The organism is Campylobacter concisus (assembly GCF_002914005.1).
Taxonomy (GTDB): domain Bacteria; phylum Campylobacterota; class Campylobacteria; order Campylobacterales; family Campylobacteraceae; genus Campylobacter_A; species Campylobacter_A concisus_N.
The window spans coordinates 12846-38785 of the sequence record NZ_POZU01000011.1 but is presented as its reverse complement, the minus strand read 5'-3'; the positions used below and the strand labels follow the sequence as shown (position 1 = coordinate 38785).

Genomic DNA, 25940 nt, shown 5'->3' with positions numbered 1-25940 from the left:
CTTAATACTATCTAAAATTTGTTTAAAAAAATCTTTGCAAAAGTGGGAAATATGGGCTTGGGGCGTTTACCGCCCCTGAGTTTAAATAGCCTATTTGACGTTAAAGCTTCGCTGAGCTAGGTCGTAGTCGTTTTGTCTTTCGTTGTACATATTTTCAGTTGTGACTGCACCAAGAGAGCATTTGCCACCAAGTCTTACTCTATAAGGTGTGTAAAGCACGGCGTCTTTTTGATCACTACTTAGTGTGTAAAAGCTTAACACGCGGTCATCTTTTATGTCTTTATACTCTACTTGCAAGCTACTTTTTAGGCTCTTTGTAAAATTAGTTAAATTTTCATTTATCGGCTCAAAGCAGCTACTTACGATCTCGTTTATAACACCATTTCTGACCATTGTTTTTGAATTTATTACTACTTTTGAGTAGATGACGTCATTTACTTTTAGGCTGTCAAGACCCAACTCTTTGCCTTTTTCATCTACGAATGTTCGGTAGATGTCAAGCTCTTTTGGCTCTATTTTGTGCTTGATCTCAAGCGGCACGTAAGCGTAGCTTAAAATAGTGGCATATAGCTTGTTTTCGCCAAGTGGTGTAATGGTGAAATTTCCATCTTTTGTTGTAAAAGATACACTTAAAAGGCCGTCAAATTCTTTACTTGAACCGTTGTAGGCAAGCTTAAATTTATTGTTTTTCTCGCCACTATCTTTGCCAAAGTAAGCATTTAGCGCCCTAAGGGTAAATGCACGCTCCTGTGTTGAGCTTAGCTCATTTAAATTTGTGATCAAGAAATTTGCAAGATCATCTGAGTAGTCGTTTTTCTCAAAATATTTTGCATGCAGATATAGGATAAACGCATTATCTCTCATCTTTGAGCCAAAGCTAGAATAATCCCTGCTGTAATCAGCCGCCTGAGCTTTTTTAATATCTTTTAGCGCCACCTTTGCTTCGTCATTTAAGCCGTTTAGCTTTAGAGCCGCTGCCATTAGATATTTATTAAGTGCGGTCGTATTGTAAGCTTTATGGTCATAAATTTTATTTAGCACTGATTTATCAGCAACATTTGCGCGGGAGCTTACATAGATAGCATATAGAGCTTCAATATCTGTATTTGTATATTTTAAGAGCGAATTTAATGCTCTTTGCTTTACATTTTTATTTAGCTCATATCCAGCCTCTTCAAGATCAAGCAGCACATCAGTTGCATAGATCGAAGCAAATGCATTTGTACTACCTAGATCGCTCCAGTAGCCAAAGCTACCATCTGGTTTTTGCATTTTAATTAGCTCACTCATACCGCTTGCAATAAATCTCTTTTGATCATTTTTTTCAAGCTCATCTTTTGGCTTTAAATTTAAAAGCGCAAGCAGTCTTGAGCTCCTTTGCTCCGCACATCCATAAGGATACTCGACTAAATTTTTAGAAGCTGCTAATAATACGCTTGAGACCGAGCTTGACGCATCTATACTAACATTGTGAAAGCCTTTTGGAAGGGAGATCATGCTCTCTTTATCAAAGACGCTACTTTTTGCATAGGTGCTAATCGTATAAGGATTAACTACATCAAGTAAATTTTGAGCAGTTTTTGAGCTGTTTTTGTCGCTTATTGTTATATTGTATTCGCCAGCTCCAGCTTCAAGAGCTGAAATTTTAAATGTAAAGGCTTTATTTTCAAGCGGCTTTAAATTTATATTTTCTTTTGTTTTGATGCTTAAATTTTTACTGCTAGCCACTTTTATGGTTAAATTTTTATCCTCATTTGTTGTGTTTATGAGCCTTAAGTTTGCATTTAGCTCATCGCCTTTTAACAGATAAACTAACGCACTTGGCTTAATAATCACATCATCTTTTACTAAAATTTCTTTATTTGCCGCATTCATACTATTTTCATTATTTGCCACGACATCTACTCTAACGGCAGAGTTAAAGCCATTTGGCGTTTTAAACTCGTATAAAATTTCACCATTATCGTCAGCTTGAAGACTTACTAAATTTGCGTATGTTTTTACCTTTTTGCTATCGACTGGGCTAGCATGTTTTGCCATTTTTGCCTCCATGGCAAGTGCCGCCATATCGCCACCAAAGCTTAAAGTTTTGCCCTCAACCTTATAGTTTGTGAGCATATTATAAATGTCATAATCAAAGACGCCATCTGGTAAAATTTTATCAAAAAATTTAAGTGGATCAGCTGGCTTTTGTGACGTTATATCAAGCACACCAACATCTGTGATAAATAAATTCACATAAGCTTTTGGCTTTGTTTTTAAAGAAATTTTTATATTTTCATCGCTTTTTGCCGTATTTGGTGCATCAAGACTTAGATCAAGTATCCTTGATGACTTATCGGCCTTAGCATAAACCTTACCGTAAGTCCTAAATGGAGTTAATCCACCATCTGTCATGCGGTAGATATTTGCACTCACGTAAAGTCCACTAAAATCAAAATCAAGTTTAAATTTCACATTTGCTGAGTTATTCTTTATTTTAACAACCTTGTAAGCTTTCACGCCACCATCTTCAAGTGTAACAAGGGCGATACCTTCTTTTATAGCTGAGCTTATATCAGCACTTAGTTCATCGCCTTTTTTGTAGATATTTTTATTTAGTTTGATTTGAGATTTGCTAAGCTCTTTTGTTGGTGCTAGAGTCGAGTAGTTGTAGCCACTTACGTCCATATCAAGGCTTGTGCTTGCTCCACTTACTAGATTTGTAGCGATGATCACATATGAGCCACTTTGTGTAAATTTATAGCTAAACTCGCCATTATCTTTATAAAAATTATCTACATCTTCTAGCGTTTGAAACCACTTTATATAGCCATTTGCGTCTCTTTGGTATTGCCAAGTGACACGTTTTATATCAAATTTTAAATTTGATTTTACGGCCTTTTGACTTGACATATCTACCACAACCGTTCTTATTTTTACATCTTCGTTTGGCTCAGCAAATGTCGTGCTTGCTGCAATACCGACCATATCCTTATAAGGATAGAGAGTAAAGCTTTTTGTATCGCTTACATTTTTGCCATCATCATTCACATTGAAATTTATCACGCCTGTTATGATAGAAGAGGCATTTTTAGTGCTAAAGCTAAGATCTATCATTTGACTTGATTTGCCATCTTTTGAAAGAGTGAGATCGTTTTCGAAAGATGGATAAGCGCTTGGTTTTAGCGTATTGTTTTTAAATTTATACTCTTTAAACTCGCTATTTTTATATTCATCATCAAAAAAGCTAACCTGCATGCTACCATCAAGCTCGCTAGCAGCGCCACCAAAGAGATAGTTACTGGCTAGATTGGCTTTAACAAGCTCATTTGCAAAAAATTTATCTCTCTCAAGCGTTATCTCATTTTTTATCCTATTTGGCATAAAACTCTCAACAAAAAATGGCACATTTGAGATCACCTTGCTTGCGTAAATTACTTGCATATTAAATCTACCGCTAAGATCGCTTAATATTTCTTTTTCAAAATTTACCATGCCAACGTCATTTGTATTTTTTGAAATTTCAGCACTACTTTTGCCTTGTGGATCGAAAAATTTTATCTTTATAGGCATATTTTTTAAAGGATTAAAATCTCTATCTCTTAGATAGATTGCACCCTTTAAACTCTCATTTGGTCTTATGATATTTGAAGCAAAATGAACATACGCATCGATACTCTCACTGGCATTTTGGCTCATAAATTTCGCTTCATTTAGCGCTTCGTCTTCTTTTAAAATAAGAAAATTTTGCTCTTTTCCAAGAGAGACAACCACTGAGGAGATATCTTTGTAAATATCTTTTTTGTTAAATTTAAAAACGCCTATATCATTTGTCGCACCAACTGCGATTTCTTCGTTCTTTTTGCCATAAATTTTCACATTTGCGTTTGGAAGCATTGTATTTTCGCCAAGGCGATTTGCAAATACGAAAATTTCATCCTTGCCAAGCTTTGCATTTACGGCGATATCACTTAGATAGACTACTTTTGAGACGCTCTTATCTTTGCCGTAGTTTAAGTTTATCTTATAAACTCCGTCTCCAGCCCCGGCAAAGTCGAGTTTGATTTTATTTAGAGAAATTTCATTTAATGCGCCATCAAGTTTATAGCTTTTGCTTGCCACTTTTGTGCTGAAGTTGCTTAACTCTTCGTTATTGTCATTAAAATTTAAGAAATATCTAAAATTTTGATCGCTTAGCTTTTCAATGCTTACATTTAACTCAGGCAAATTTGCACTTCTGATACCGATCTCACCGACGCTTGAGATATATGGCTCATTATTTATAAAATTTGCAAATGAAGTAAAATTGCCAGCTACTACTTCATAGCTACTTTCTTCTCTTACTACATTTCTATCATCGCCAAAACCGGGCTTAATGGTGATTTCATAACTATTTTGTGGCTTAAAATCGTCACTTGTAATATCAATGTAGTAATAATACTCGCTAAGCTCTGAGTTTTCTTCATAGTTGTCACTATATTTAACGTCACTAATGCTAAAGTTTTTTACACCTTTAATGTTTATAAATTTTTTTAAGTTAATGTCGTCATCAAGCCAATTTTTTAGATAAATTCTAAAGCCCAAGATACCATTATCAAGGCTCACTGGATAAATTTCTGGTATCTCAAGACTCTTTGCATTATCATTTATATTTACGCTTTCTTCGCTTATTTCATCGGCAAAATTTACTATCGTTTCACCTGAAAGCGTTGCGCCAAATTTGCTCTCAAATTTTTCACCAAAATCAAAAACTGGATTGCTTAAATTTTTATCAAGATTAAGCTCAAAGCTATTGTTAGAAAGCTCAATCACTTTAAATTTTGCATCTTTTACGGCAATATTTTTGATAGCTTCAATATTTACTTCATCATTAAATTTAAGTATATATTTACTATCGCTTATTTTTTCTATCTTTGTTAGCTCAAATTCTTTCGTGGCAAAACTAGCAGTGCTTCCATTTTCAAGCTTGCAGCTATAATCCAAACCAGCATGCATATCTTTTGTAAAAAGCAGCAAGCTTTGACTATTAAATCTAACCGTACCATTTAATGCTGGTTGGCACAAAAGTAGCTTTTTATCACTTAGCATACCAACAAAATTTTTATCGACTTTATCTTCTAGTCCAAACTCTACGCTTAGGGGCGATTTTATCTGCGCAGTGCCATTTAGGCTCAAAGCATATAAATTTGTCATTCCCAAAAGTGCTAGAAGCGCTACTTTTTGCCACATTTTATCTCCTTATTTTTATTGTTATTTCACTTTGATTTGAGTTTTGATCAAGGCATTTTATACTGTGCTCGCCAAGAGTTAGATCAAACTTTTTTTCGCTTGCATTTTCTATCTTAGAAAAGTTCAAATCATCTATTTTTAGGTAAATTTCATCGCCTAAAAACGCGTAGCATTTTACCATAACTTGTGTAATATTTTCATCTGTCACTATCTCTTCATTGTCATACGGATAGGCAAAAACTGGCTTTTTATCTTTAAAAATTTCAGCACAAGGACTTTTTTGTATCTCTTCTTTATCCAAAAGCTCATTCTTAACCAAAAAATCAAGCTCTTCACCTCTTAAACTTTCGCATTTATCTTTTAAATCTACACCCTTTATCCTATCATCAAGCGCCATTTTCTTACACTTTTCATAGTTAAAGGCATCGAGGCAGGTTGGTAGCTTTTCTATGCCATCTGGCTCACTCATAAATCTTAACTTCTCTTTTTGAGCGATTATCTTAAACATATCAAAAAGGCTCTTTGATACGTCATTTAGTCCTGTTAATTTATCAGTTTTACTGGCATTAAAATTTCCAATCCAAATAGCAATTGTGTAATTTTCATCAACACCTATTGCGTAAAGATCACGTGAGTTTGCGCTTGTGCCAGTTTTAAAAGCGATCTTTGGCGTATTTTGGGCGTACTGCCAAGCATTTTTTAAATATGATCTTGAGGCTTCGCTTAGCATTTTAGCGGTTAAATAAGCACTTTGAGGCGAGATGAGGGTTACATTTTTCTCTTCATTTTTGTAGTTTTTGCCAGCAAACTCAAGCGGCCTATAAATGCCGTCATTTGCATAAATAGTATAAAGATGAGCAAGATCAAGCAGGCTCATTTCAGCACTTCCAAGCGTTATAGAAGCTCCATAATACTCCTTATTTTCATCTACTAAATTTACCTTTTCAAGTAGTTCGTAAAGCGAATTATCTTTTAGTTTTAAGTTTAAATTTATAACCGGAATATTTAGACTAAAATTTAGGGCATCTTTCGCGCTTACGATACCTAAAAAATCATTACTAAAATTCTTTGGAGCATACTCTTTTATATAAATTTGCGTGTCTATTAACTGCGAATTTGGCGTTATAAGCCCGCTATCAAGCGCAAGTGAATAAATAAATGGCTTTAGCGTGCTACCGGTGTTTCGCTTCATATTTAGAGCTGAGTTTTTGCCATCCCGTGCGTGCTCATCGTGCGAGCCGATGAAGGCAACAACGCTCATTTTTTTATTATCTATTACCACAGCTGCAGCGTTGTTTGCATTTTTAGCCTTTAGTGAAAACATTGTATCTTTTAAAATTTTAAGCATATCTTTTTGTAAATTTAGATCCAAACTCGCCTTTGAAATTTGGTTTTTAAAAGCGACATTTGCATAATCTTCCGCTGTTACGATAGCTTTTGCTCTTACATTTTTAAATGGCTCAGCCTGCGCTCTTTTAAAGGCGCTAAGATCGATTAAATTTGCCTTGTAAAGCATCTTTATGACCCTGTTTTTTAGGGCATTTATGTTTGAAACGCGGTCTAGCCTATTTCTATTTGGATTTTTAGGGATCGTGCTTAAAAGTGCCGCCTGAGCGTAGCTAAGCTCGTTTAGCTCTTTGCCAAAGTAAAAAAAGCTAGCCGCCTTTGCACCTTCGATGTTGCCGCCGTATGGGGCTAAATTTAGGTATAAATTTAAAATTTCATCCTTGCTAAAATGAAGCTCAAGCTGAAAAGCTCTAAAAATTTCTCTTATCTTGTTTTTATAGCTCCTCTCATTTGGTTCAAGCATCCTGGCCACTTGCATCGTGATGGTGCTAGCCCCTATGCGGTTGTCACTTCTTAGGTTGTGAAAAAATGCTCTAAAAATGGAGGCAAAATTTACGCCAACATGGTAGTAAAAGTATCTATCTTCAAAGAGCACGACGCATTGTTTTAGCGAGTTTGGGAAGCTTTGCTCGTGAAATCTCCAAATTCCGTCGCTGCTAAGCTTCATATTTATAATGTTGCCATTTCTATCAAGTAAAATTTTGGCTTCGTCTTTTTTGATTGCATCTAAATTTAGTGGATAAATTTGATCAAGTATCAAAAAGATAGCGATCATTAAAGCCAAAAATAGGGCAAGTAATTTTAGAAATTTAAACTTTTTCATCCGCGTGATTATAGCTGTTAAAGTTTAAGTAGCTATAATTAGCCCTTTTTAAAAAGAGGAAACAATGCCCTTATCTAGGTTAAACAAAGAACAATACACCGCCGCAACTGCGCCATTTGGACACAATCTCATCATCGCTTCAGCTGGCACTGGCAAGACTAGCACTATTGTCGCACGCATCGCTCATTTACTAAATTTAGGTGTTGCACCAGAGAAAATTTTATTACTTACATTTACAAACAAGGCTGCAAGCGAGATGATAGAGCGTTTAAACAGGTATTTTGATAAATCCGTCACCTCTAAAATCACTGCAGGCACCTTTCACTCGGTCTCATTTTCGCTTTTAAAAAGCCTTGATAAAGGCGTCATGCTAAAGCAGCCAAGCGAGCTAAAGACGCTTTTAAAAAGTCTTGTTGAGAGGCGTAAATTTTACCACTTAAGCGACGTCAAGCCTTACGGCGGAGCCTATCTATACGACCTTTACTCGCTATTTCAAAACAGCGAGCAAGGCACCACCTTTGGCAAATGGATAAGCGATAAGAGCGAAGAGCAGGGCGTTTATGCCGAAATTTATGAAGATGTTTTAGAGGAGTTTGAGGCTGAAAAGGCTAAATTTGCCTACGCTGATTTTAATGACCTTCTTATCAAAATGCGCGACGAGCTAAAAAAGGGGGCAAATTTAGCTTATGATGAAATTTTGATCGACGAGTATCAAGATACAAACACCCTTCAAGGCAGCCTAATAGACGCATTTGCGACAAAGAGCCTTTTTTGCGTGGGCGATTTTGACCAGAGCATTTACGCATTTAACGGCGCAAATATTGAGATCATTGGCTCATTTAAAGATCGCTTCCCAAATGCAAATATCTACGCTTTAAATGTAAATTACCGCTCAAGTTCAAGCATCCTTGCCCTTGCAAACAAGGTCATAAACAACAACCCAAGGCTTTATGAAAAACACCTAACCGTGAGCCGCGAGGGAAATTTTAAGCCTCCAAGGCTACTTGTCTATAACGAGCTTTTTGATCAGTATCAAAATATCGCCGATATCATCTCACTCTCGCCATTTAATAGAGAAAATATCGCCATAATTTTTAGAAATAACTCATCAGCGGACGGTATCGAGGTCGCGCTAAAAGAGCGAGGTATTGGCTCGAAGCGAAAGGGTGGGGTGAGCTTCTTTGAGAGCCGTGAGATCAAGGCACTCATCGACATCATGGGAATTTATGTCAATCCAAAAGATATAATGGCATTTATCCACATCTGCGAATACGCAAAGGGCGTTGGAAGCGCAGTTAGCAAAGAGATTTTTGACGCACTGCTTAAGCTTGGGCATGGAAATTTGATAAAAGGTATAGTTGAGCCAGATGAGAGCGTAAATATCTCATCAAACAAAAGGCGAAACTACCAGCTTGGTCTTTTTGACGATCTTGATGAATTTGCCGAGGTCTCAAGGTTTTCTAAGCTTGGCTTTAGCGATAAATTCCTAGGCCATCCAGTGCTAAAACTACAAAAACTAAGCGAGAGTGGGGCGCAGTTTTTATATGAAATTTACAACTTTTTAAGAGGCATGAGAAATATCTCAAAGCCAGCTACGATGATAAATGAGATAAAAACTAGCAAAATTTACTCACTAATCGTCGAAAACATCAGCACAAAAAGGGCAACTCTAAAAAACGGCAACGTCGACTTAGCTCTCAAAGAAGAGGTCAAAGAGCGCATAATGGCAAAGAGCGTGGTGCTAAGCGAGCTAGCTAAAAAATATCAAGACATCAGTAAATTTTATAACTTCTTAGCCCTTGGAAGCAACGAGATGAGCGAAGGGCAGGGTGTTAGCTTGCTTAGCGTGCATGCGAGCAAGGGGCTTGAGTTTGACCAGGTCTTTATCGTCGATCTTGCGCAAAACCGTTTTCCAAATTTAAAGCTAATGAGCATGGGCGGCAGCCTAGAAGAAGAGAGGCGGCTCTTTTACGTGGCAGTAACTAGGGCTAAAGACGAGCTCTATCTTAGCTACGCGAAATACGACAAGATAAAGAAGATCAACTACCAACCGAGTAGGTTTTTGATAGAGGCTGGCATGGCAAAAGAGGAAGTTTAAAGAGAATTTTAATCTTATTAAGTAAAATTGACCAATTTTTTACAAAGAGAAGCAATGAAAAAATCTAAAATTTTAATAATCCTGCTTATTTTAGGCGTCGGTGGATATTTTATCTATGATAATTTTTTTAAGATAAAAGATGAAAAGGTGGAATTTATCACCAAAAAGGCAAAGAAAGGTTCATTCAGTAAAAAAGTCGATGCGACTGGAGAAATTTTCGCCACCGAGCTAGTTGATGTGGGTGCTCAGGTGAGCGGCCAGATAAAAAAACTCTACGTTAAGCTTGGAGATCAGGTCAAAAAAGGCGATATGATCGCAAGTATCGATAGCTCGACCCAGCAAAATAGCATAGACAATAAAGAAGCTCAACTAGCTATCTACAAAGCCCAGCTAGAAAGCGCAAAAGTGGCTCTAAATATCGCCAAAACGCAGTTTGATAGAGAAAATGCACTTTTTGCCAAAAACGCCACTTCAAAACAAGAATTTGAAAGCGCAAAAAACACTTATAGCGCAAATAGTGCCAAGATAAAGGAGCTTGAGGCTCAGATAAAGCAGACAAATATCGAGCTAAGCACCGCTAAGATAAATTTAGGCTACACAAAGATCACAGCTCCAAGAGATGGCATAATAGTAAGCGTACAGGTCGAAGAGGGACAGACCGTAAATGCCAATCAAACTACGCCAACTATCGTAAAGATCGCAGATCTTAGCTATGTCAAGATGAAGATGCAAATAGCCGAGGGCGACATCACAAAGATAAAAGTTGGCACGCCAGTTGAATACTCGATCCTCTCTGAGCCAACGAAAAAATTTCAAACGACGGTTAGCTCAATCGACCCTGGCTTAACGACATTAAGCGATGGTAGCTACGGCTCTAGCAGTAGTAGCAAATCCACAAGCTCAAGTACTTCAAGCAACTCAGCTGTTTATTATTATGCTCAAAGCATAGTTGAAAATAAAGATAAAATTTTAAGAATAGGCATGACCACGCAAAATGAGCTTTTAATAGCAAACGTAAAGGATGCTATCATAGTACCAAGTATTGGTATTAAAAAAGATGAAAACGGCACATTTGTCTATGTTCTAAAAGATGGCAAAGCGGTAAAAACAGCGGTCAAAACTGGCATAAAAGACAACCTCGATACGCAGATCATTAGCGGTGTGAACGAGGGTGATGAGATCATCACATCACAAGGCTCAGCAAGCGAGATAGCCAAGATGATCGAAAAAGAAAATAAGAAGTTTTAAGTGATAAGTCTAAAAAATATCACAAAAAGCTTTAAGCTAGGCGATAATGAGATAGAAATTCTTCATGGCATAAATTTAGAGATAAAAAAGGGCGAATTTATAGCCATTATCGGTCAGTCTGGCTCTGGCAAATCAACTCTGATGAACATCCTTGGTTGCCTTGATAGCCCAAGTGGCGGACAGTACCTGCTGGACGGCAAAGATATATCAAAATTTGATAGCGACGCACTTGCTAAGCTTAGAAGGGATAAATTTGGCTTTATCTTTCAAAGATATAATCTGCTTAGCACGATGAACGCTCTTGAAAACGTCGCACTTCCTAGCATTTATGCAGGGGCAAATAAGAGCGAGCGAGAGAAAAGAGCTAATGAGCTTCTTGGCTCACTTGGACTTAGCGAAAAAGCTAAAAATTTACCAAACAAACTCTCAGGCGGACAACAGCAAAGGGTCTCCATAGCAAGGGCACTGATGAATGGTGGCGAGATCATTTTAGCAGACGAGCCAACTGGCGCGCTTGATAGCAAAAGTGGGCTAAGGGTGATGGAAATTTTGGTTGATCTTTATAAAAAAGGTCACACCATCATCATCGTCACGCACGACCCAAAGATCGCCGAGTATGCAAGCCGTGTGATCGAGATAAAAGATGGCAACATCGTAAGTGACAATGTCAAAAATAGTGAAATTTACGAGGCCACAAAGCAAACCCAGCCAGAAAAGAGCAAATTTACTTATTATAAAGACCAGCTAATCGAGAGCTTTAAAATGTCGGTAAATGCGATGCTAGCGCACAAACTAAGATCGCTTTTAACGATGCTTGGCATTATTATAGGTATCACAGCGGTCATTAGCGTCGTTGCCCTTGGCAAAGGCTCGCAGGAGCAAATTTTAGCTGGTATCAGAAAGATCGGCACAAACACGATCGACATCATGCCAGGTAAAGGCTTTGGCGATATGCTCTCAGGCAAGGTAAAAACGCTCTCCATTAGCGATGCAAACATGCTTGCCAAGCAGTCCTTTTTAGACTCAGTCACGCCAAATACAAGCACCTCAGGCGTGCTAACCTATGAAAATATCTCGCTAAGTGCGAGCTTAAAAGGCGGTGGGGTAGGGAGCTTTGATGTAAATGGGCTAAAGCTAGAAGAGGGCAGAATTTACGATGATGACGAGGTTTTAAACTCCGCTTCAGTCGCACTAATCGATCAAAACACCAAAAATAGCATCTTTAAAAATGATGATCCTATCGGCAAGATCATACTTTTTAACAAAAAGCCACTTCGCATTATCGGCGTTTTGCAAAAGGATGATTTTAAGATGGGCGACTCAAGCACGCTTAAAATTTACGCCCCATACACGACCGTGTTAAACAAGGTCACAGGAGATAAATTTATAAGCTCGGTCACCGCCAAAGTAAATGAGGGCGTCAATGCGCAAATCGCCGAAAAAACACTAACCGAGCTTTTAGAGATCAAGCACGGCAAAAAGGACTTTTTTACAAGAAACTCAGACAGCATCAAGCAAACGATCGAAGAGACCATCTCGACCATGCGCCTGCTCATCTCAAGTATCGCCGTCGTCTCGCTCGTAGTTGGAGGCATAGGCGTCATGAACATCATGCTAGTCTCAGTCACCGAGCGCACCAAAGAGATAGGCATAAAAATGGCGATAGGTGCTAGACAGAGCAACATTTTGCAGCAGTTTTTGATAGAGGCGGTGCTACTTTGCCTTATCGGCGGAGCCATCGGCATCGTCCTATCCTACGCTATCGGCTACATCTTTAACAACTTCTTAAACGGCTTTAGCATGATCTTTTCAAACGGCTCGATCGTGCTTGCACTTGTCACGTCGATGGCTATTGGCATCATCTTTGGCTACATGCCTGCCAAAAACGCCTCAAAACTAAACCCAATAGATGCGCTTTCAAGGGAGTAATATGAAATTTCTAAGCCTAGCTTTAGTGCTCGTTTTAAGCGGCTGCGCTGTTAAAAATATAGATGAAAACTATAAGCAAATTTTACTTGAAGATAATGTAAGCCGTGAGCTAAATTTAGACACCTCTTGGTGGAAGCAGTATCAGCAAAGCTACCTTGATGAGCTTGTAGAACTTGCGCTTAAAAACAACACCGACCTTGCAAAAGCCGCGATAAATGTAAATAAAGCGCTCGCTCAAGCTGGTATTTTGCAGGCAAATTTGATCCCAAGCTTTAATGCTGGTTTTGAGGCTGGAAGTAGCAAAAATATAAAAGAGGGCGGTGCGGTCACTAGAAGTTTTGGCTCAAGCATAGGGCTTAGCTACGAGCTTGACCTTTGGCAAAAGCTAGCAAATAGCAAAGACGCAGCGATGTTTGAAGCAAGAGCAACTAAATTTGATCTAGGGGCTAGCAAACTAAGCGTTATAAACTCAGTAGCAGATGCCTATTTTCAAATTTTATATCTAAACGAGAGCATAAAAACTTATGATCAAATTTTAGAAATTTATAACAAGCTAAATGAGATAGTTGGGCTTAAATTTAAGCTTGGCAAAGAGGAGGCACTAAGCCTAAAGCAGATAAACTCACAGCAGCTAAACGCTCAAAATAAGATAGAAAGCGCCAAAAAAGAGCTTGTGAGTGCTAAAAAAACGCTTAGGATTTTGCTAAATGAGAGGCCAGAATTTGAGCTTAAATTTGAAGACCTTATACTAAGTCCCGTTAAAAGAGTGGGCGTTGATCTAGATGTGCCAACAAGCACCATAGCAAACCGCCCTGATCTAAGAGCAGCCATTTACCGCATAGAAGAGGGCATCTTAAACTACAAAGTGAGCCAAAAGGAGTTCTATCCAAGCATCACGCTAGGAGCCAGCCTTAAAAGCAGCACCGATAAAAAAGAGGAAGCCTTTAGCCTTAAATTTCTAAATGGCAACATAGCTCTGAATTTACCATTTTTAAACTATCACAAGCTAAAGTCAAATTTAAAGGTTAGCGAGGCAAATTTCGAGCTTGCAAAGCTAAACTACATAAGCACTCTAAATAGCGCATTAAACGAAATAGACGCATTTTATAAAGGCTACCTAAACGACGAAGCGTTGCTTGCTAACTACCAAGAACAGATAAAAAACTATGAGGAAATTTCAAAAATTTACGAACTAAAATACTCCTACGGCAAGGTCGAGCTAAAGCAGTTTTTAGAGGCTAAAAATAGCGAGCTAGAAGCCAAAATAGGGCTATTAAAAGCAAAATACACGCTTTTACAAGACGAGCTAAATATCTACAAAGCCATGGCAGGCAAATTTAATAGGTAAATTTATGAGCTCGGCTTGGGACTATGAGGCAAATGCGTGTAGTAGTGATGGCAAATTTAGCGCCAAATTTGAAGGCTGTGAGGTCGCTATGGGCGCCCCAACCCTTGGCGAGCTACGACTTTTTATAAATAGCAAGCACTGTCTAAAATTAAAAAATGAGCCTTCAAACCACGAAAAAAGACTATCAAATTTTGATCAAAATTTAGTTAAAGATGACGATGCGTTTCAAATTTTACTTAGCGAAAGGGCGACTGCTTGCTTTTTGTTTTCAGAGGACTCTAAATTTCTAGCTTTTTCTGAATGGACGGCAGATAAAATGCAGATCGTAAAGGTAGTGCATCTAGCCGATATGAGCATAAAAACTGATAATAGGCGCAAAAGAGTAGTGGAATTTCTCTCATTTGATGATGGCTTGCTTGAAATTTTAGACTCGCCGATCTTTATGCCTAAAAACTACACACTGGATATCCGCACACTTTTTGACGATAAAATTTAATTCTTGAGCGAGCGCTTTATGTACATTTATCGCAGTTTTTGCAAGGTTAGTGCTCTGCGCTTAAAAGCAAGAACCACAAACTCCAAAGATAGCTCTTGCTCACTTTTTCAAAATAGGGTAGATCAAATTTTAAGTTATATATAAGATAAATATAAATTTTACATTTTTTGAAAAGTGTAAAATTTAACTAATTTTCTTACAAATATTTTTATGTCAAATTTAATGGATAAATTAAAATCATACAAAAGATAAAATCCAAAATAAGCCTATAAATCAATATTTAAATTCATATAAAAGAAAAAATAAGAAAATTAAAATAACAATTTGAAAATTATAGTTTTCAATACAAATATATAAAAAAGCTTGTATTTTACCTTTTAACAATATTCATATAAGTATTATGCTTTTAAAATTATCTTTTAAAAATGAAAGTCGTATTTGATTTTTTGAAAACTTACACATTTAGAAGTAAGTTTTCAAAATTAAAAGTTTTATAAGATTGTAGATTTTAAGCCAAAAGCTCTTTTGCGATCATGCTTATGCGTTTTGCTTCAGCACTTGCTCCGATCTCATCTTTTGCTATTTTCATTACAGCACCTAAATTTTTACCAGCTCTTTCAATAATATTTTTTATTTTCTCTTTAAGCTCTTCATCGCTTAGTTGTGCTGGCAAATATGCCTTAATAAGCTCAATCTCGCCCTGCTCTTTTTTAGCCAAATCCTCTCTAGCGCCTTTTATATAAAGCTCAACCGAGTCAGCCCTCTTTTTGATCTCCTTTTGAAGCAGTGGAAGTACCACTTCATCAGTCATTTCAATCCTTTGATCGACTTCAACTTGCTTAAGTGCTGCATTTAGCGTTCTTAAAGTATCTCTTTTAAACTCATCCTTTGCCTTCATAGCCTCTTTTATATCAGCTAAAATTTGCTCTCTTATACTCATTTCCTCTCCTTTAAATTTTTGTAATATTAACTAAAAATTTGTGATAATTTCTTGAAATTTTCCTTGCAGATAGGCCACCCCAACACCCTCTCTAAGCCCATCGTCAATAACTAAAAATTTTGCTTCTTGCCCACTTAAAAGCTCCTCTAAAAGCAAGGTTCCAGCGATGAGCGGATACTTTCTGCTTCTTCCAACCGCCACATCAGCGCTTTTATCATCCATCTTTAAAAGCTCATTTACAAACCAAGCAAGATCGTCATTTTTGAGCTCAAATCCACTTACTTTTTTTGGATCATAGTTCTCGTAGTTAAGTCCAAGTCGTAGTGCTGCGATAGTAGTTGGTACGCCAGAAGTCAGCAAGATAAATCTATTTCTTAAGCTATTTAAAAATTCTCTTGCATCTTTTGTATAAAATTTTGCATTTTCTTGCATTAAATCAAGTGTTTTAAATTTTTCAAAAAATGTAATAATGCCAAATTTAAAGCTCATAAAATTTTCATCTTCGCCGATCTCTGAGCTTGCTCCACCGATGTCAATGACGCTAAAATTTTCATTTATTCCAAGCTTTTTAAAAGCATTTTGAACACCCAAAAATGTAAGTTTTGCTTCAGCTTTACCACTGATGATATGAAAATTTATGCCAAATTTCTCTCGTATCTCGCTAAAAATTTCCTCGCTATTTGACGCTACCCTAAAAGCCTCAGTTGCGACTGCTGCGCATTTAAATTTATCAAAATCAAATTTATTTTTAGCCTCCGATATCGCTTCAAATAACCTATTTTTAGACTCATCTGCTATCTTGCTACTTTCATTTAGCCCTCTAGCAGCTCCTACTATCTTTTCATAAATTTGCTCATTACTAAAGCCATTTTCCTCTTTTTTGACAAGTGCTACACGAAATGTGTTTGAGCCAAGATCAATCGCTATAACCAAAATTTATCCTTAATATTTTTGTAGATTCTAACATATGATAATTTAGTATCATTTAAAGTTGAAAAATTCTAAAAACTTTAATATTTTTCAAGATATAATCCCTATCAAAAACCTTATAAGGGGGCTTGATTGCTTCGAGATAACTTATTGGCATTTGTTATTTTTGCAATTTGTAGCGTTGGATTTTTCGTTTGGGGCTATCAATACATACCGACAAATAACTACTTTTTATTCTTGATCGCTGGCATGTTTGGTCTTTTTATGGCCTTTAATATAGGTGGAAATGACGTTGCAAACAGCTTTGGCACAAGCGTCGGCGCAAAAACACTCACACTAAAACAAGCTCTTGTAATCGCAGCCATTTTTGAGCTTAGTGGTGCGATATTTGCAGGATCAGAGGTTACAAATACGATTAGAAACGAGATCGTGAAATTTCCAAGCGATCTAAATCCGATGAAATTTGTCATCATCATGATCTCAGCCCTTCTTAGCTCTGGGCTTTGGCTATTTTATGCATCCAAAAAAGGTCTGCCAGTCTCAACCACTCACTCGATCGTTGGCGGCATCGTTGGCGCAGGACTTGCTATGGGTTTTATGATAAAAGATCCAGAACCATTTAGCATGGTTTCATGGAGTGAGATCGGCAGGATCGCCGTTAGTTGGGTCATCTCACCACTGCTTGGCGGCGTGATGTCTTACATTATATTTGGCTATGTAAAAAGTAAGATTATCGAGCCAACACATGAACTTAAAATGAATCTAAAAGCTCTAAAAGCTGAGCGAAAAGCTTATAAAGAAAGCTTCATAAAAGCACTAAAAACAAAGCCGGCTGAGGAGCAGATAGCTACTCTTTCAAAGATAGCAGTTATCGATGAGGACGAGATCGAAACCACTGAATACAGCGAGTACCGCTCAAAAATTCGCATTATGAAAGATAGTGAAAAAGAGATAGATACCTTTAAAGCGATGAAAAAGCACATCCCAATCATCGCTGGATTTGCCGCGATGGTGATCTCGTCGATGATGCTTTTTAAAGGACTAGAGCATATAAATTTAGCCTTTAGCATCATCCAAACAGTCTGGATCATCTTTGTTATCGGAGCTCTAGCATATCTTGCAAGCCTTGCTATCATAAACGTCATGAGCAAAAACGATAGCGAAAAGAGCATCAATAGAATTTTCTCATGGTTTCAAATTTTTACCGCTTCATCTTTTGCATTTTCACATGGTGCAAACGATATCGCAAACGCAGTTGGACCATTTGCAGCCGTACTCGACGTGCTAAAAACTGGCTCTATAAACGAAAGTTCACCCATACCAAGCATCGCAATGGTAACCTTTGGAATTTCGCTCGTCGTTGGACTTTGGTTTTTAGGCAAAGAGGTCATCACAACCATTGGCTCAAAACTAGCTGAAATTTTACCTACGACCGGCTTTAGTGCAGAGCTTGCTTCAAGTATCGTAATACTTCTAGCTACAAAGCTTGGCATACCGGTTAGCTCGACTCATATCCTAATAGGTGCGGTTTTAGGTATCGGCATCGTAAATAAAAATGCAAACTGGAAAATGGTAAAACCTATCATTCTTGCTTGGCTCATCACGCTTCCAGCAGCTGCTATCTCATCAGCTATATTTTATTTTGCCCTTGCTAAATTTTTAGGCGTTTAGATATATTTTTAAATAACGAAAACCGCCCTATTTTTAGATATTTTTTGTATAAATTTTATATGAGAGCTTGGCAAGTCAAGTTCAACCTGCCAAGTAAATTTGAAGTTATTTTTTCTTAATGATAATCTTCTCGCCGTCGCTATCGATGGTGATCTCATCGCCACTTTCAAGCTCATCTTTTAAGATCATATCAGCGATCTTATCCTCAACTAGCTCATAAAGCGCTCTTCTAAGAGGTCTTGCGCCATAAACTATGTCAAAGCCAGCTTTTGCGATAAATTTCTTAGCCTCTTCGCTTAAAATTGCTTTGATACCGCGGTTATGAAGAGTTTTTTCAAGCTCTTTAAACATGATCTCAACGATAGAGATTAGGCCTTGCTCATTTAGAGGGTTAAAGATGATAGTATCATCAAGCCTATTTAAAAACTCAGGTTTAAAGTAGTTTTTAAGCTCGTTTTTAACAGCCACATCACGATCTTCGCCCTTTAGCTCCATGATGAAATTTGAAGCAATGTTTGAAGTTAAAATAATGATAGTGTTTTTAAAATCAACCGTTACACCTTTATTATCAGTCGCACGTCCGTCATCTAAAATTCCCAAAAGTATGTTAAATACATCTTTGTGAGCCTTTTCAACCTCGTCAAAAAGTATGACCGAGTAAGGTCTTCTGCGAACTGCCTCTGTTAGCTGACCGCCTTCATCGTAGCCTACATATCCTGGAGGCGCACCAAGAAGTCTGCTCACGCTATGTTTTTCCATATATTCGCTCATATCAAAGCGGATAAGCGCCTTTTCATCGTCAAATAAAAATTTAGCCAAAGCCTTAGCAGACTGAGTCTTACCAACGCCTGTTGGCCCAAGAAATAAAAATGAACCGATCGGCCTTTGACCCTCATTTAGACCAGCTTTGTTTCTCTTAACAGCACGTGCAAGTGCGTGTAGTGCGTCATCTTGACCGACAACGCTCTCTCTTAGATGCTCTTCGATGCGCAGATACTTCTCTTTTTCGCTTGTTAGCATCTTCTTGACTGAAATTCCAGTCCATTTGCTCAAAATTTCAGCTACAAGCTCTTCATCGACTTGATTTTTAAGAAGCACACCCTCTTTTTTCATGCTCTCCCATTTTTCTTCAAGCTCGTGTTTGTGCTTTTTAGCGTCAGCTATCTTGCCGTATTCTATCTCGGCAGCCTTTTGAAGATCGCCATTTCTTTTTGCTATCTCAGCTTGTGATTTTAGGCTATCGATCTCTTTTGTTGCTTTTGAAATTCCGCCAAAAACGGCCTTTTCGTTTTCAAATTTAGTATCAAGCGCTAGCTTTTTCTCGTTTAGGTCAGCTATCTCTTTTTCGATCTCGCCAAGTCTTTCTTTATTTTTATCCGCATCCTCCATCTTTAGAGCTTCTTTTTCTACTTGAAGCGTTACGATCTCGCGTTTTATCTTTGAAAGTTCATATGGTTCGCTTTCTATTTGCATCTTAAGCTCAGCTGCTGCCTCATCTATAAGATCTATCGCCTTATCTGGCAAGAAGCGGTTTGCGATGTATCGATCACTTAGCCTTGCAGCGGCAACTAGTGCACTATCTGTTATTGTGATACCATGGTGAACTTCAAGACGCTCTTTTATACCACGTAAAATTTGAAGCGCCTCATTTACGCTTGGCTCTTTAACGTCTATTGGTTGAAAACGCCTTTGAAGTGCTGCATCTTTTTCAAAGTATTTTCTATACTCTTTTAATGTCGTAGCACCAACAGCATGAAGCTCGCCACGTGCAAGAGCTGGTTTTAGGATATTTGCAGCGTCCATTCCGCCCTCGCTCGCACCAGCTCCTACTATGGTGTGAATCTCATCTATAAAAAGTATGATGTTACCAGCTTTTTTTACCTCGTCGATGACAGCTTTTAGCCTATCTTCAAACTCACCTCTATACTTTGCACCAGCTACAACTGCACTCATATCAAGCGCGATGACACGCTTGTTTGCAAGGCTTGTTGGCACATCACGAGCCACTATCTTTTGAGCCAAGCCCTCAACGATGGCTGTCTTACCAACGCCTGGCTCACCGAGCAAGATAGGGTTGTTTTTGCTCTTTCTTATTAAGATTTGCATCATTCTAGTGATCTCTTCATCACGGCCGATGACTGGATCAAGCTCTTTATTTAGCGCTTTTTGCGTCAGATCGATACCAAATTTCTCTAAGCTATCAAGAGTATCATCGCCAGTTTGGCTATCTATCTTTTTACCGCCTCTTATGCTCTCAAGATTCTTTTTGATCTCTAAGATGTCGCAAAATTTGCTTAAAATTTGTTTGATCTCACTAAGCTCAAGAGATGAGATGATCCATGTATCAACAGCTATGTAGCTATCTCCCATGCTTACCATCAACGCTTTTGCATTTTCAAGAGAATTTATAAGCTCTCTTGAAACTGAAACGTTATCTTTTGTAACGTTTGAGCTACTTGGAAGTGAAGAAATTTTACTTTTTACTTCAAGCTCGACAGCATCTTTACTTACATTCATTTTATTAAACACTTGGTTTAAAATAGAATTGCTATCTGCAAGCAAAGCCCAAAAAATATGAAGTGGAACAACTTGCGGATTTTTAGAAAATATCGCTAAACTAATACCTTTTTCAAGATTTTCTTGCATCTGAGCTGTTAAATTTTCTGTTATATCAGCCATTAAATCTCCTTGGATTATTTTATATGGTCGCCATTATATAACTTTAGTCTTATATTGTCAAGTATTTTTATAACACTTGTCACTCTTTTTATTTAATTGCTAAAATTCGCTGTTATAAATTTGTATCAAAAACTATCCAAAAGCAAAAATATAAGCTTAAATTTATACTTTTTTTAGCCAAAAGCTAATAGAATTGAGCCAAAAATTATAGGAGAAATTTTGAATAAATTTAGTAGATTTTTTGCACTAAAAATTACAGGTGCTTTGCTTATTTCAAGCGTAGCAGTGAATGCACTTTTTGCAAAGAGTGAAGACGAAGCAAGTGCGAAGCTTGAAGCACTTTCAAAGCTTACAAAAACAATTTCAACTGTTGAAAAATACTATGTTGATGACATTAAATTTAAAGAGATCATCGATAAAGCCATTGCTGGTTTAATGCAAAATTTAGATGCCCACTCAAGCTTTTTAAATGAAAAAGCTTACAAAGATATGCAGGTGCAAACAAGTGGAGAATTTGGTGGCCTTGGCATAACAGTTGGTATGAAAGATAGCGCACTAACCGTTATTTCACCGATAGAAGATACCCCAGCTGATAAAGCAGGTATAAAATCAGGCGACATTATTTTAAGAATAGATGGCAACTCAACTATCGGTACAACGATAGATGAAGCTGTAAATAAAATGCGCGGCAAGCCAAAAACTCCAATAACTATCACAATTTTGCGAAAAGGCGAGCAAAAACCATTTGACGTAAAGATCATAAGAGATCTTATAAAGGTTGAGTCTGTCTATGCAAAAATGATAGAAAACGATAACATCCTTTATATACGCGTCACAAATTTTGACAAAAACGTCGTTACAAAGGTAAAAGAAGCAATCAAAGAATATCCAAAAGCAAGTGGCATCATACTTGATCTTAGAAATAATCCTGGCGGACTTTTAAATCAAGCTGTTGATCTAGTGGATCTTTTTGTAGATAACGGCGTCATCGTCTCTCAAAAAGGTCGCGACGCATCTGAAAATGTAGAGTATAAAGCAAGTGCGAGCAAAACTCTTTCAAAACTACCACTTGTTGCACTAGTAAATGGCGGAAGTGCTAGTGCTAGCGAGATCGTAAGCGGCTCACTTCAAGATCATAAACGTGCTGTAATAATTGGCGAAAATACCTTTGGCAAAGGAAGTGTTCAAGTAATCCTTCCGATAGATGACACCGAAGCACTAAGACTAACTATCGCAAGATACTATTTGCCAAGTGGCAGAACTATCCAAGCAGTTGGCGTAACACCTGATGTAGTCGTGCATCCTGGTAAAGTGCCACAAAGTGACGACAGTGCATTTAGTATCAAAGAGAGTGAGCTAAAAGCGCACCTAAAAAGCGAGCTAAACAAGATAAATCCTACAAGCGAGGGCAATAAAACTGAAGCAAAAGATGATAAAAAGATAATCACGCAAAAAAAAGTCGATGAAGATATTCAATTAAAAACAGCGATTGATACGATCAAAATTTTAAAAATAAAACAATAAATTAGAAGGAGATCTCCATGCAAAAAAGAGAACTTATTTACGAGGGAAAAGGTAAAAAAATGTATGCCACAGACGATGCAAATCTGCTTGTGGCTGAATTTAAAGACGATCTAACAGCATTTGATGCTCAAAAAAGAGGCAACGAAGCTGGTAAAGGCGCATTAAATAATAAAATTTCAACACAGCTTTTTAAGCTTTTGGAGAGTAAAGGCATCGTGACTGACCTAGTTGAGACTATTAGCGACACTGAACAAGTAGTCAAAAAATGCGAGATCATACCTCTTGAAGTTGTTGTGAGAAATATCGCAACTGGCTCACTAAGCAAAAGACTTGGTATAAAAGAAGGCACAGTTTTACCTTTTACTCTCGTTGAGTTTTACTACAAAAACGATGATTTGCACGATCCATTAGTAACAGATGAGCACTGTATTATCATGGGATTAGTAAAGAGTGAAAAAGATCTTCAAACGCTAAGACACACAGCAAGAGAGATCAACTCTATATTATTTAAATTTTTTGCCGAAAGAGATCTAAAACTAGTTGATTTTAAAATAGAATTTGGTATTGATAAAGACGGCAATATCATTCTAGCTGATGAGATAAGCCCTGATAGTTGTAGATTCTGGGATGCTAAGACCAATGAAAAACTTGACAAAGATAGATTTAGACAAGACCTTGGTAGCGTAAAAGTCGCTTACGAAGAAGTTTTAAGAAGAATTTTATCGTAAGGACAAAAATGAAAGCTGTTGTAAATATAGCATTAAGAAGTGGGGTCCTTGACCCTGCTGGCAAAGCAGTGGAGCATGCTTTAAATTCTCTTGGATTTAGCGGTGTATCAAATGTCAGAATAGGCAAACAAATCGTTTTAGATATAGATGAGAGTGATAAAACTAAAGCAAATGAGCAGCTAAAAGTGATGTGCGAAGAGCTTTTAGCAAATACCGTCATCGAAGACTATGAGATCGTGCTATGAAAGTAGCGATCATACTTTTTCCTGGCACAAACTGCGAAGAAGACACAGCTCACGCTTTTAAGCTGCTTGGTTGCCAAACGCAGATCATCTGGCACAAAGAAGATAAAATAGATGCTGATCTAGTCGTTTTACCTGGTGGTTTTAGCTATGGAGATTATCTAAGAACGGCTGCGATAGCTAAATTTAGCCCAGCTATGCAAGCTGTAAAAGAGCATGCAAAAAAAGGCGGCTATATCTTAGGGATTTGCAATGGTTTTCAGATGCTACTTGAGCTTGGACTCTTAAAGGGTGCGATGAGAAGAAATGAAAATTTAAATTTCGTCTCAAAATATCACCATCTAAAAGTAATCTCAAATAATAATAAATTCTTAGCAAATTTAGCCAAAAATGAAGTGGTTAATATCCCTATTGCTCATGGCGAGGGCAACTATTATACTGACGCAACCACTCTAAAAGGTCTTTATGACAACGATCAAGTATTACTAAAATACTGTGATGCTAAAGGCAACGAAATAAATCCAAACGGCTCAGTCGATAGCATAGCAGGAATTTGTGATGAGAACAAAAAGATTTTTGGCCTTATGCCTCATCCTGAGCGTGCTTGTGAGAAAATTTTAGGTACAGATGATGGTATGAAGATGCTAAAAGGTCTAGTTTGGTAAAACATTTTCTTTTTATCTCCCTACTCGTACTAAATTTATTTGCTGTAAATACCGACGAGGTAAGCGTTTTTGACATGATGGACGAAGCTAGGGAGGATAAATTTGTAAATAGCCCTACTTCAAATCCAAAAACTCAAAAACCACCAAAAGAACAAGATTTTTCAAGAAAATTTGTATCACCACAGCCAGAACGTATCACTCCAGAGCAGATGCGAAACATCGTGCCAACAAACGAGCCAGATATTAGCGTTCCAGACAATCAAGTATATGACAAGATCAAAGTAAAAGAGCTTCTTTTAAAAGCCACAAATGTGCCAAAAAATGTTGTTATAGGAGAAATTTTTAGTGTTGAGATAGTGGCTGATACACAAAATGACTTTGAGTTTGAGTTTGAGACACAGCTTGATGAAACAAATATCAAATGGCTAAATAAGAAAAATTTTCAATGGGTAAAAAGTGAAGACAACAAATATGTAGGTACTTTTTATCTTGAGGCAACAAGCATTGACGCAAAGACTTTAAAAGTTAGCTTAACCCTAAAAAGAAATGGCGAAAACTATCAGAGCTCAAGCATAAACATCTTTTTGCCGAAGTTAAAAGAGCTTAGAAGTGATGAGAACTACAACCATATCGTAGCTGATAATCTTGAAGTTAAGAAATTTAAGACAACAAAATTTGATGATATAAACAATATCATGGTTGTAGAAATTTATGGCAACAATGTCGATCTAAGCGCCTTTAATATTGAAAATAAAACGATATTAAAGCAAGGCGTAGATACGATAAATGGCGACTTTAACTCACAAAGTGCATATTATTTTGCAGTATTTAAGCCAAATAAAAAATCGCTTGACTTTAACTACTACAACCTAAAAAAGGCTAAATTTGAAAGCTTTTCTTTGCCAGTGAGTGTCGAAGATGACGATGTCAGCACACAAATCGGACTAAACCCAAAACAAAGCGAGTTTAGCACCTATAAAGATATCACGATATACTCTTGTGCGGTAATTTTTATATTATTAGCTATTTGGCGCAGAAGGCTTAGCTACTTTTTTGTAGCAGCTGTTTTTATCGCACTTGGAATTTATACCTACAACCCTTTTGGTAAGGCTATTCTAAAACCAGATATTAGCGTTTCGATCTTGCCTACAAAAAACTCAACCATTTTTTACACATCTCGTAAAAATGAAAATGTAGAAATTTTAGACATAAAAGGTGACTACTCAAAAATTTTATTTGCTGATGGTAAGATTGGCTGGGTAAAAAAGGATAATCTTGTTAAAAATTAGAGCTTTATTTTTTGCTATTGAGTTTGTTATCAGCGTTGTTCTAGTTGTCTTTTTTATGTGGCTATTTAATGATAAAAATAGAGCCATAAGAAAATTTTGGGGAAGATCGCAAAGGTTTTTTGGTGGATATAAACTTGAAGTAATTGGTGATTTTAAAGATGAGGCCAATATCTTGCTTATAAATCATCAAAGTATGCTTGACATTATTGTGCTTGAAGAGGTTCATCCAAAAAATCTTTGCTGGATAGCAAAGGCACAAATCGTCAAAATTCCTATAATTGGTAAAATTTTAAGCTTACCAAAAATGATAGCGGTTGAACGTGAAAATAAACACTCACTTATAAAGCTTTTAAGCGAAGCAAAAGATAGAGTTGAAAATGGTCGCGTTTTAGCCATATTTCCCGAAGGAACTAGATCTCAAACTAATAAACTTTTACCTTTTAAGGGCGGTGCAAAACTATTAGTTGAAAAGCTAAATTTAAAAGTCCAGCCTATCGTTATTGTAGGAAGCGATGCGATGAAAGTAAAAGAATTTAGCTTTAAAAAAGCAGATATCAAGCTCTTTTGTCTTGATTTAGTCGATACTTCAAAAGACAACTGGCTAGAGACGACTAGAGAGAGTATGCAAAAAGTCCTAGACGAAAATAGAAAATAAATTTGGCTTTGCAAATTTACAAAGCCCCCTGCTTCTATATCATTATCTATAAAAATTTGATTTTATATACTAGAAATTTTTATCAATAAATTTAAAATGGTCTAGCGGGAGCTAGAC

General features: G+C 37.1%; 17 protein-coding genes. 12 read left to right on the top strand and 5 right to left on the bottom strand.

Annotation, left to right across the window (positions count from 1 at the left end; all coding sequences use genetic code 11):
• Positions 1-90: 90 nt before the first annotated feature.
• The gene (locus CYP54_RS01475; protein ID WP_103603920.1) at positions 91-5211 is read right to left on the bottom strand and encodes an alpha-2-macroglobulin family protein; all 5121 of its coding nucleotides are present in this window, start codon (positions 5209-5211) and stop codon (positions 91-93) included.
• Position 5212: 1 nt separating this feature from the next.
• On the bottom strand, positions 5213-7381 hold the full coding sequence (pbpC, locus tag CYP54_RS01470; RefSeq protein ID WP_103603919.1) for a penicillin-binding protein 1C: 2169 nt from the start codon (positions 7379-7381) through the stop codon (positions 5213-5215).
• 64 nt (positions 7382-7445) lie between these two features.
• Here pbpC and CYP54_RS01465 point away from each other — a divergent pair, with 64 nt between their 5' ends.
• The 5 genes from CYP54_RS01465 to CYP54_RS01445 are packed head-to-tail and all read left to right on the top strand — an operon-like array spanning position 7446 to position 14500.
• Positions 7446-9479 (top strand): ATP-dependent helicase, encoded by a 2034-nt coding sequence (locus CYP54_RS01465; protein ID WP_103603918.1) that lies wholly within the window; start codon positions 7446-7448, stop codon positions 9477-9479.
• A gap of 54 nt (positions 9480-9533) precedes the next feature.
• On the top strand, positions 9534-10727 hold the full coding sequence (locus CYP54_RS01460; protein WP_103603917.1) for an efflux RND transporter periplasmic adaptor subunit: 1194 nt from the start codon (positions 9534-9536) through the stop codon (positions 10725-10727).
• Positions 10728-12656 carry a MacB family efflux pump subunit gene (locus CYP54_RS01455; protein WP_103603916.1) on the top strand — a complete coding sequence of 643 codons (1929 nt, stop codon included), beginning with the start codon at positions 10728-10730 and terminating at the stop codon, positions 12654-12656.
• 1 nt (position 12657) lies between these two features.
• Positions 12658-14004 (top strand): TolC family protein, encoded by a 1347-nt coding sequence (locus CYP54_RS01450; protein WP_103603915.1) that lies wholly within the window; start codon positions 12658-12660, stop codon positions 14002-14004.
• A gap of 4 nt (positions 14005-14008) precedes the next feature.
• Positions 14009-14500, top strand: a complete 492-nt coding sequence (locus tag CYP54_RS01445) for a flagellar protein (protein WP_103603914.1) — start codon at positions 14009-14011, stop codon at positions 14498-14500.
• Between the two features lie 508 nt (positions 14501-15008).
• Here CYP54_RS01445 and CYP54_RS01440 read toward each other — a convergent pair.
• On the bottom strand, positions 15009-15440 hold the full coding sequence (locus CYP54_RS01440; protein WP_103603913.1) for a GatB/YqeY domain-containing protein: 432 nt from the start codon (positions 15438-15440) through the stop codon (positions 15009-15011).
• A 30-nt stretch (positions 15441-15470) separates the two neighbouring features.
• A complete protein-coding gene (locus tag CYP54_RS01435) occupies positions 15471-16373 on the bottom strand; it encodes a Ppx/GppA phosphatase family protein (protein WP_103603912.1) in 903 nt (300 codons plus the stop codon).
• A 129-nt stretch (positions 16374-16502) separates the two neighbouring features.
• Between CYP54_RS01435 and CYP54_RS01430 the strand changes: the two genes are divergently transcribed.
• The gene (locus tag CYP54_RS01430; RefSeq protein WP_103603911.1) at positions 16503-18041 is read left to right on the top strand and encodes an inorganic phosphate transporter; all 1539 of its coding nucleotides are present in this window, start codon (positions 16503-16505) and stop codon (positions 18039-18041) included.
• Between the two features lie 105 nt (positions 18042-18146).
• Here CYP54_RS01430 and CYP54_RS01425 read toward each other — a convergent pair whose 3' ends face one another.
• A complete protein-coding gene (locus CYP54_RS01425) occupies positions 18147-20720 on the bottom strand; it encodes an ATP-dependent Clp protease ATP-binding subunit (RefSeq protein WP_103603910.1) in 2574 nt (857 codons plus the stop codon).
• A 207-nt stretch (positions 20721-20927) separates the two neighbouring features.
• On the opposite strand from CYP54_RS01425, the gene ctpA reads away from it, so the two are divergent.
• The 6 genes from ctpA to CYP54_RS01395 are packed head-to-tail and all read left to right on the top strand — an operon-like array spanning position 20928 to position 25823.
• Positions 20928-22244 (top strand): carboxyl-terminal processing protease CtpA, encoded by a 1317-nt coding sequence (gene ctpA / locus CYP54_RS01420; protein WP_410470364.1) that lies wholly within the window; start codon positions 20928-20930, stop codon positions 22242-22244.
• Between the two features lie 17 nt (positions 22245-22261).
• A complete protein-coding gene (gene purC, locus CYP54_RS01415; protein WP_021091373.1) occupies positions 22262-22972 on the top strand; it encodes a phosphoribosylaminoimidazolesuccinocarboxamide synthase in 711 nt (236 codons plus the stop codon).
• A gap of 8 nt (positions 22973-22980) precedes the next feature.
• Positions 22981-23217, top strand: a complete 237-nt coding sequence (gene purS, locus CYP54_RS01410; protein ID WP_103603908.1) for a phosphoribosylformylglycinamidine synthase subunit PurS — start codon at positions 22981-22983, stop codon at positions 23215-23217.
• On the top strand, positions 23214-23879 hold the full coding sequence (purQ, locus tag CYP54_RS01405; RefSeq protein WP_103603907.1) for a phosphoribosylformylglycinamidine synthase I: 666 nt from the start codon (positions 23214-23216) through the stop codon (positions 23877-23879). The genes purS and purQ overlap by 4 nt, the downstream gene beginning before the upstream one ends.
• Positions 23873-25168, top strand: a complete 1296-nt coding sequence (locus CYP54_RS01400; RefSeq protein ID WP_103603906.1) for an SH3 domain-containing protein — start codon at positions 23873-23875, stop codon at positions 25166-25168. The genes purQ and CYP54_RS01400 overlap by 7 nt, the downstream gene beginning before the upstream one ends.
• The gene (locus CYP54_RS01395) at positions 25149-25823 is read left to right on the top strand and encodes a lysophospholipid acyltransferase family protein (RefSeq protein WP_258033591.1); all 675 of its coding nucleotides are present in this window, start codon (positions 25149-25151) and stop codon (positions 25821-25823) included. The genes CYP54_RS01400 and CYP54_RS01395 overlap by 20 nt, the downstream gene beginning before the upstream one ends.
• Positions 25824-25940: the final 117 nt, after the last annotated feature.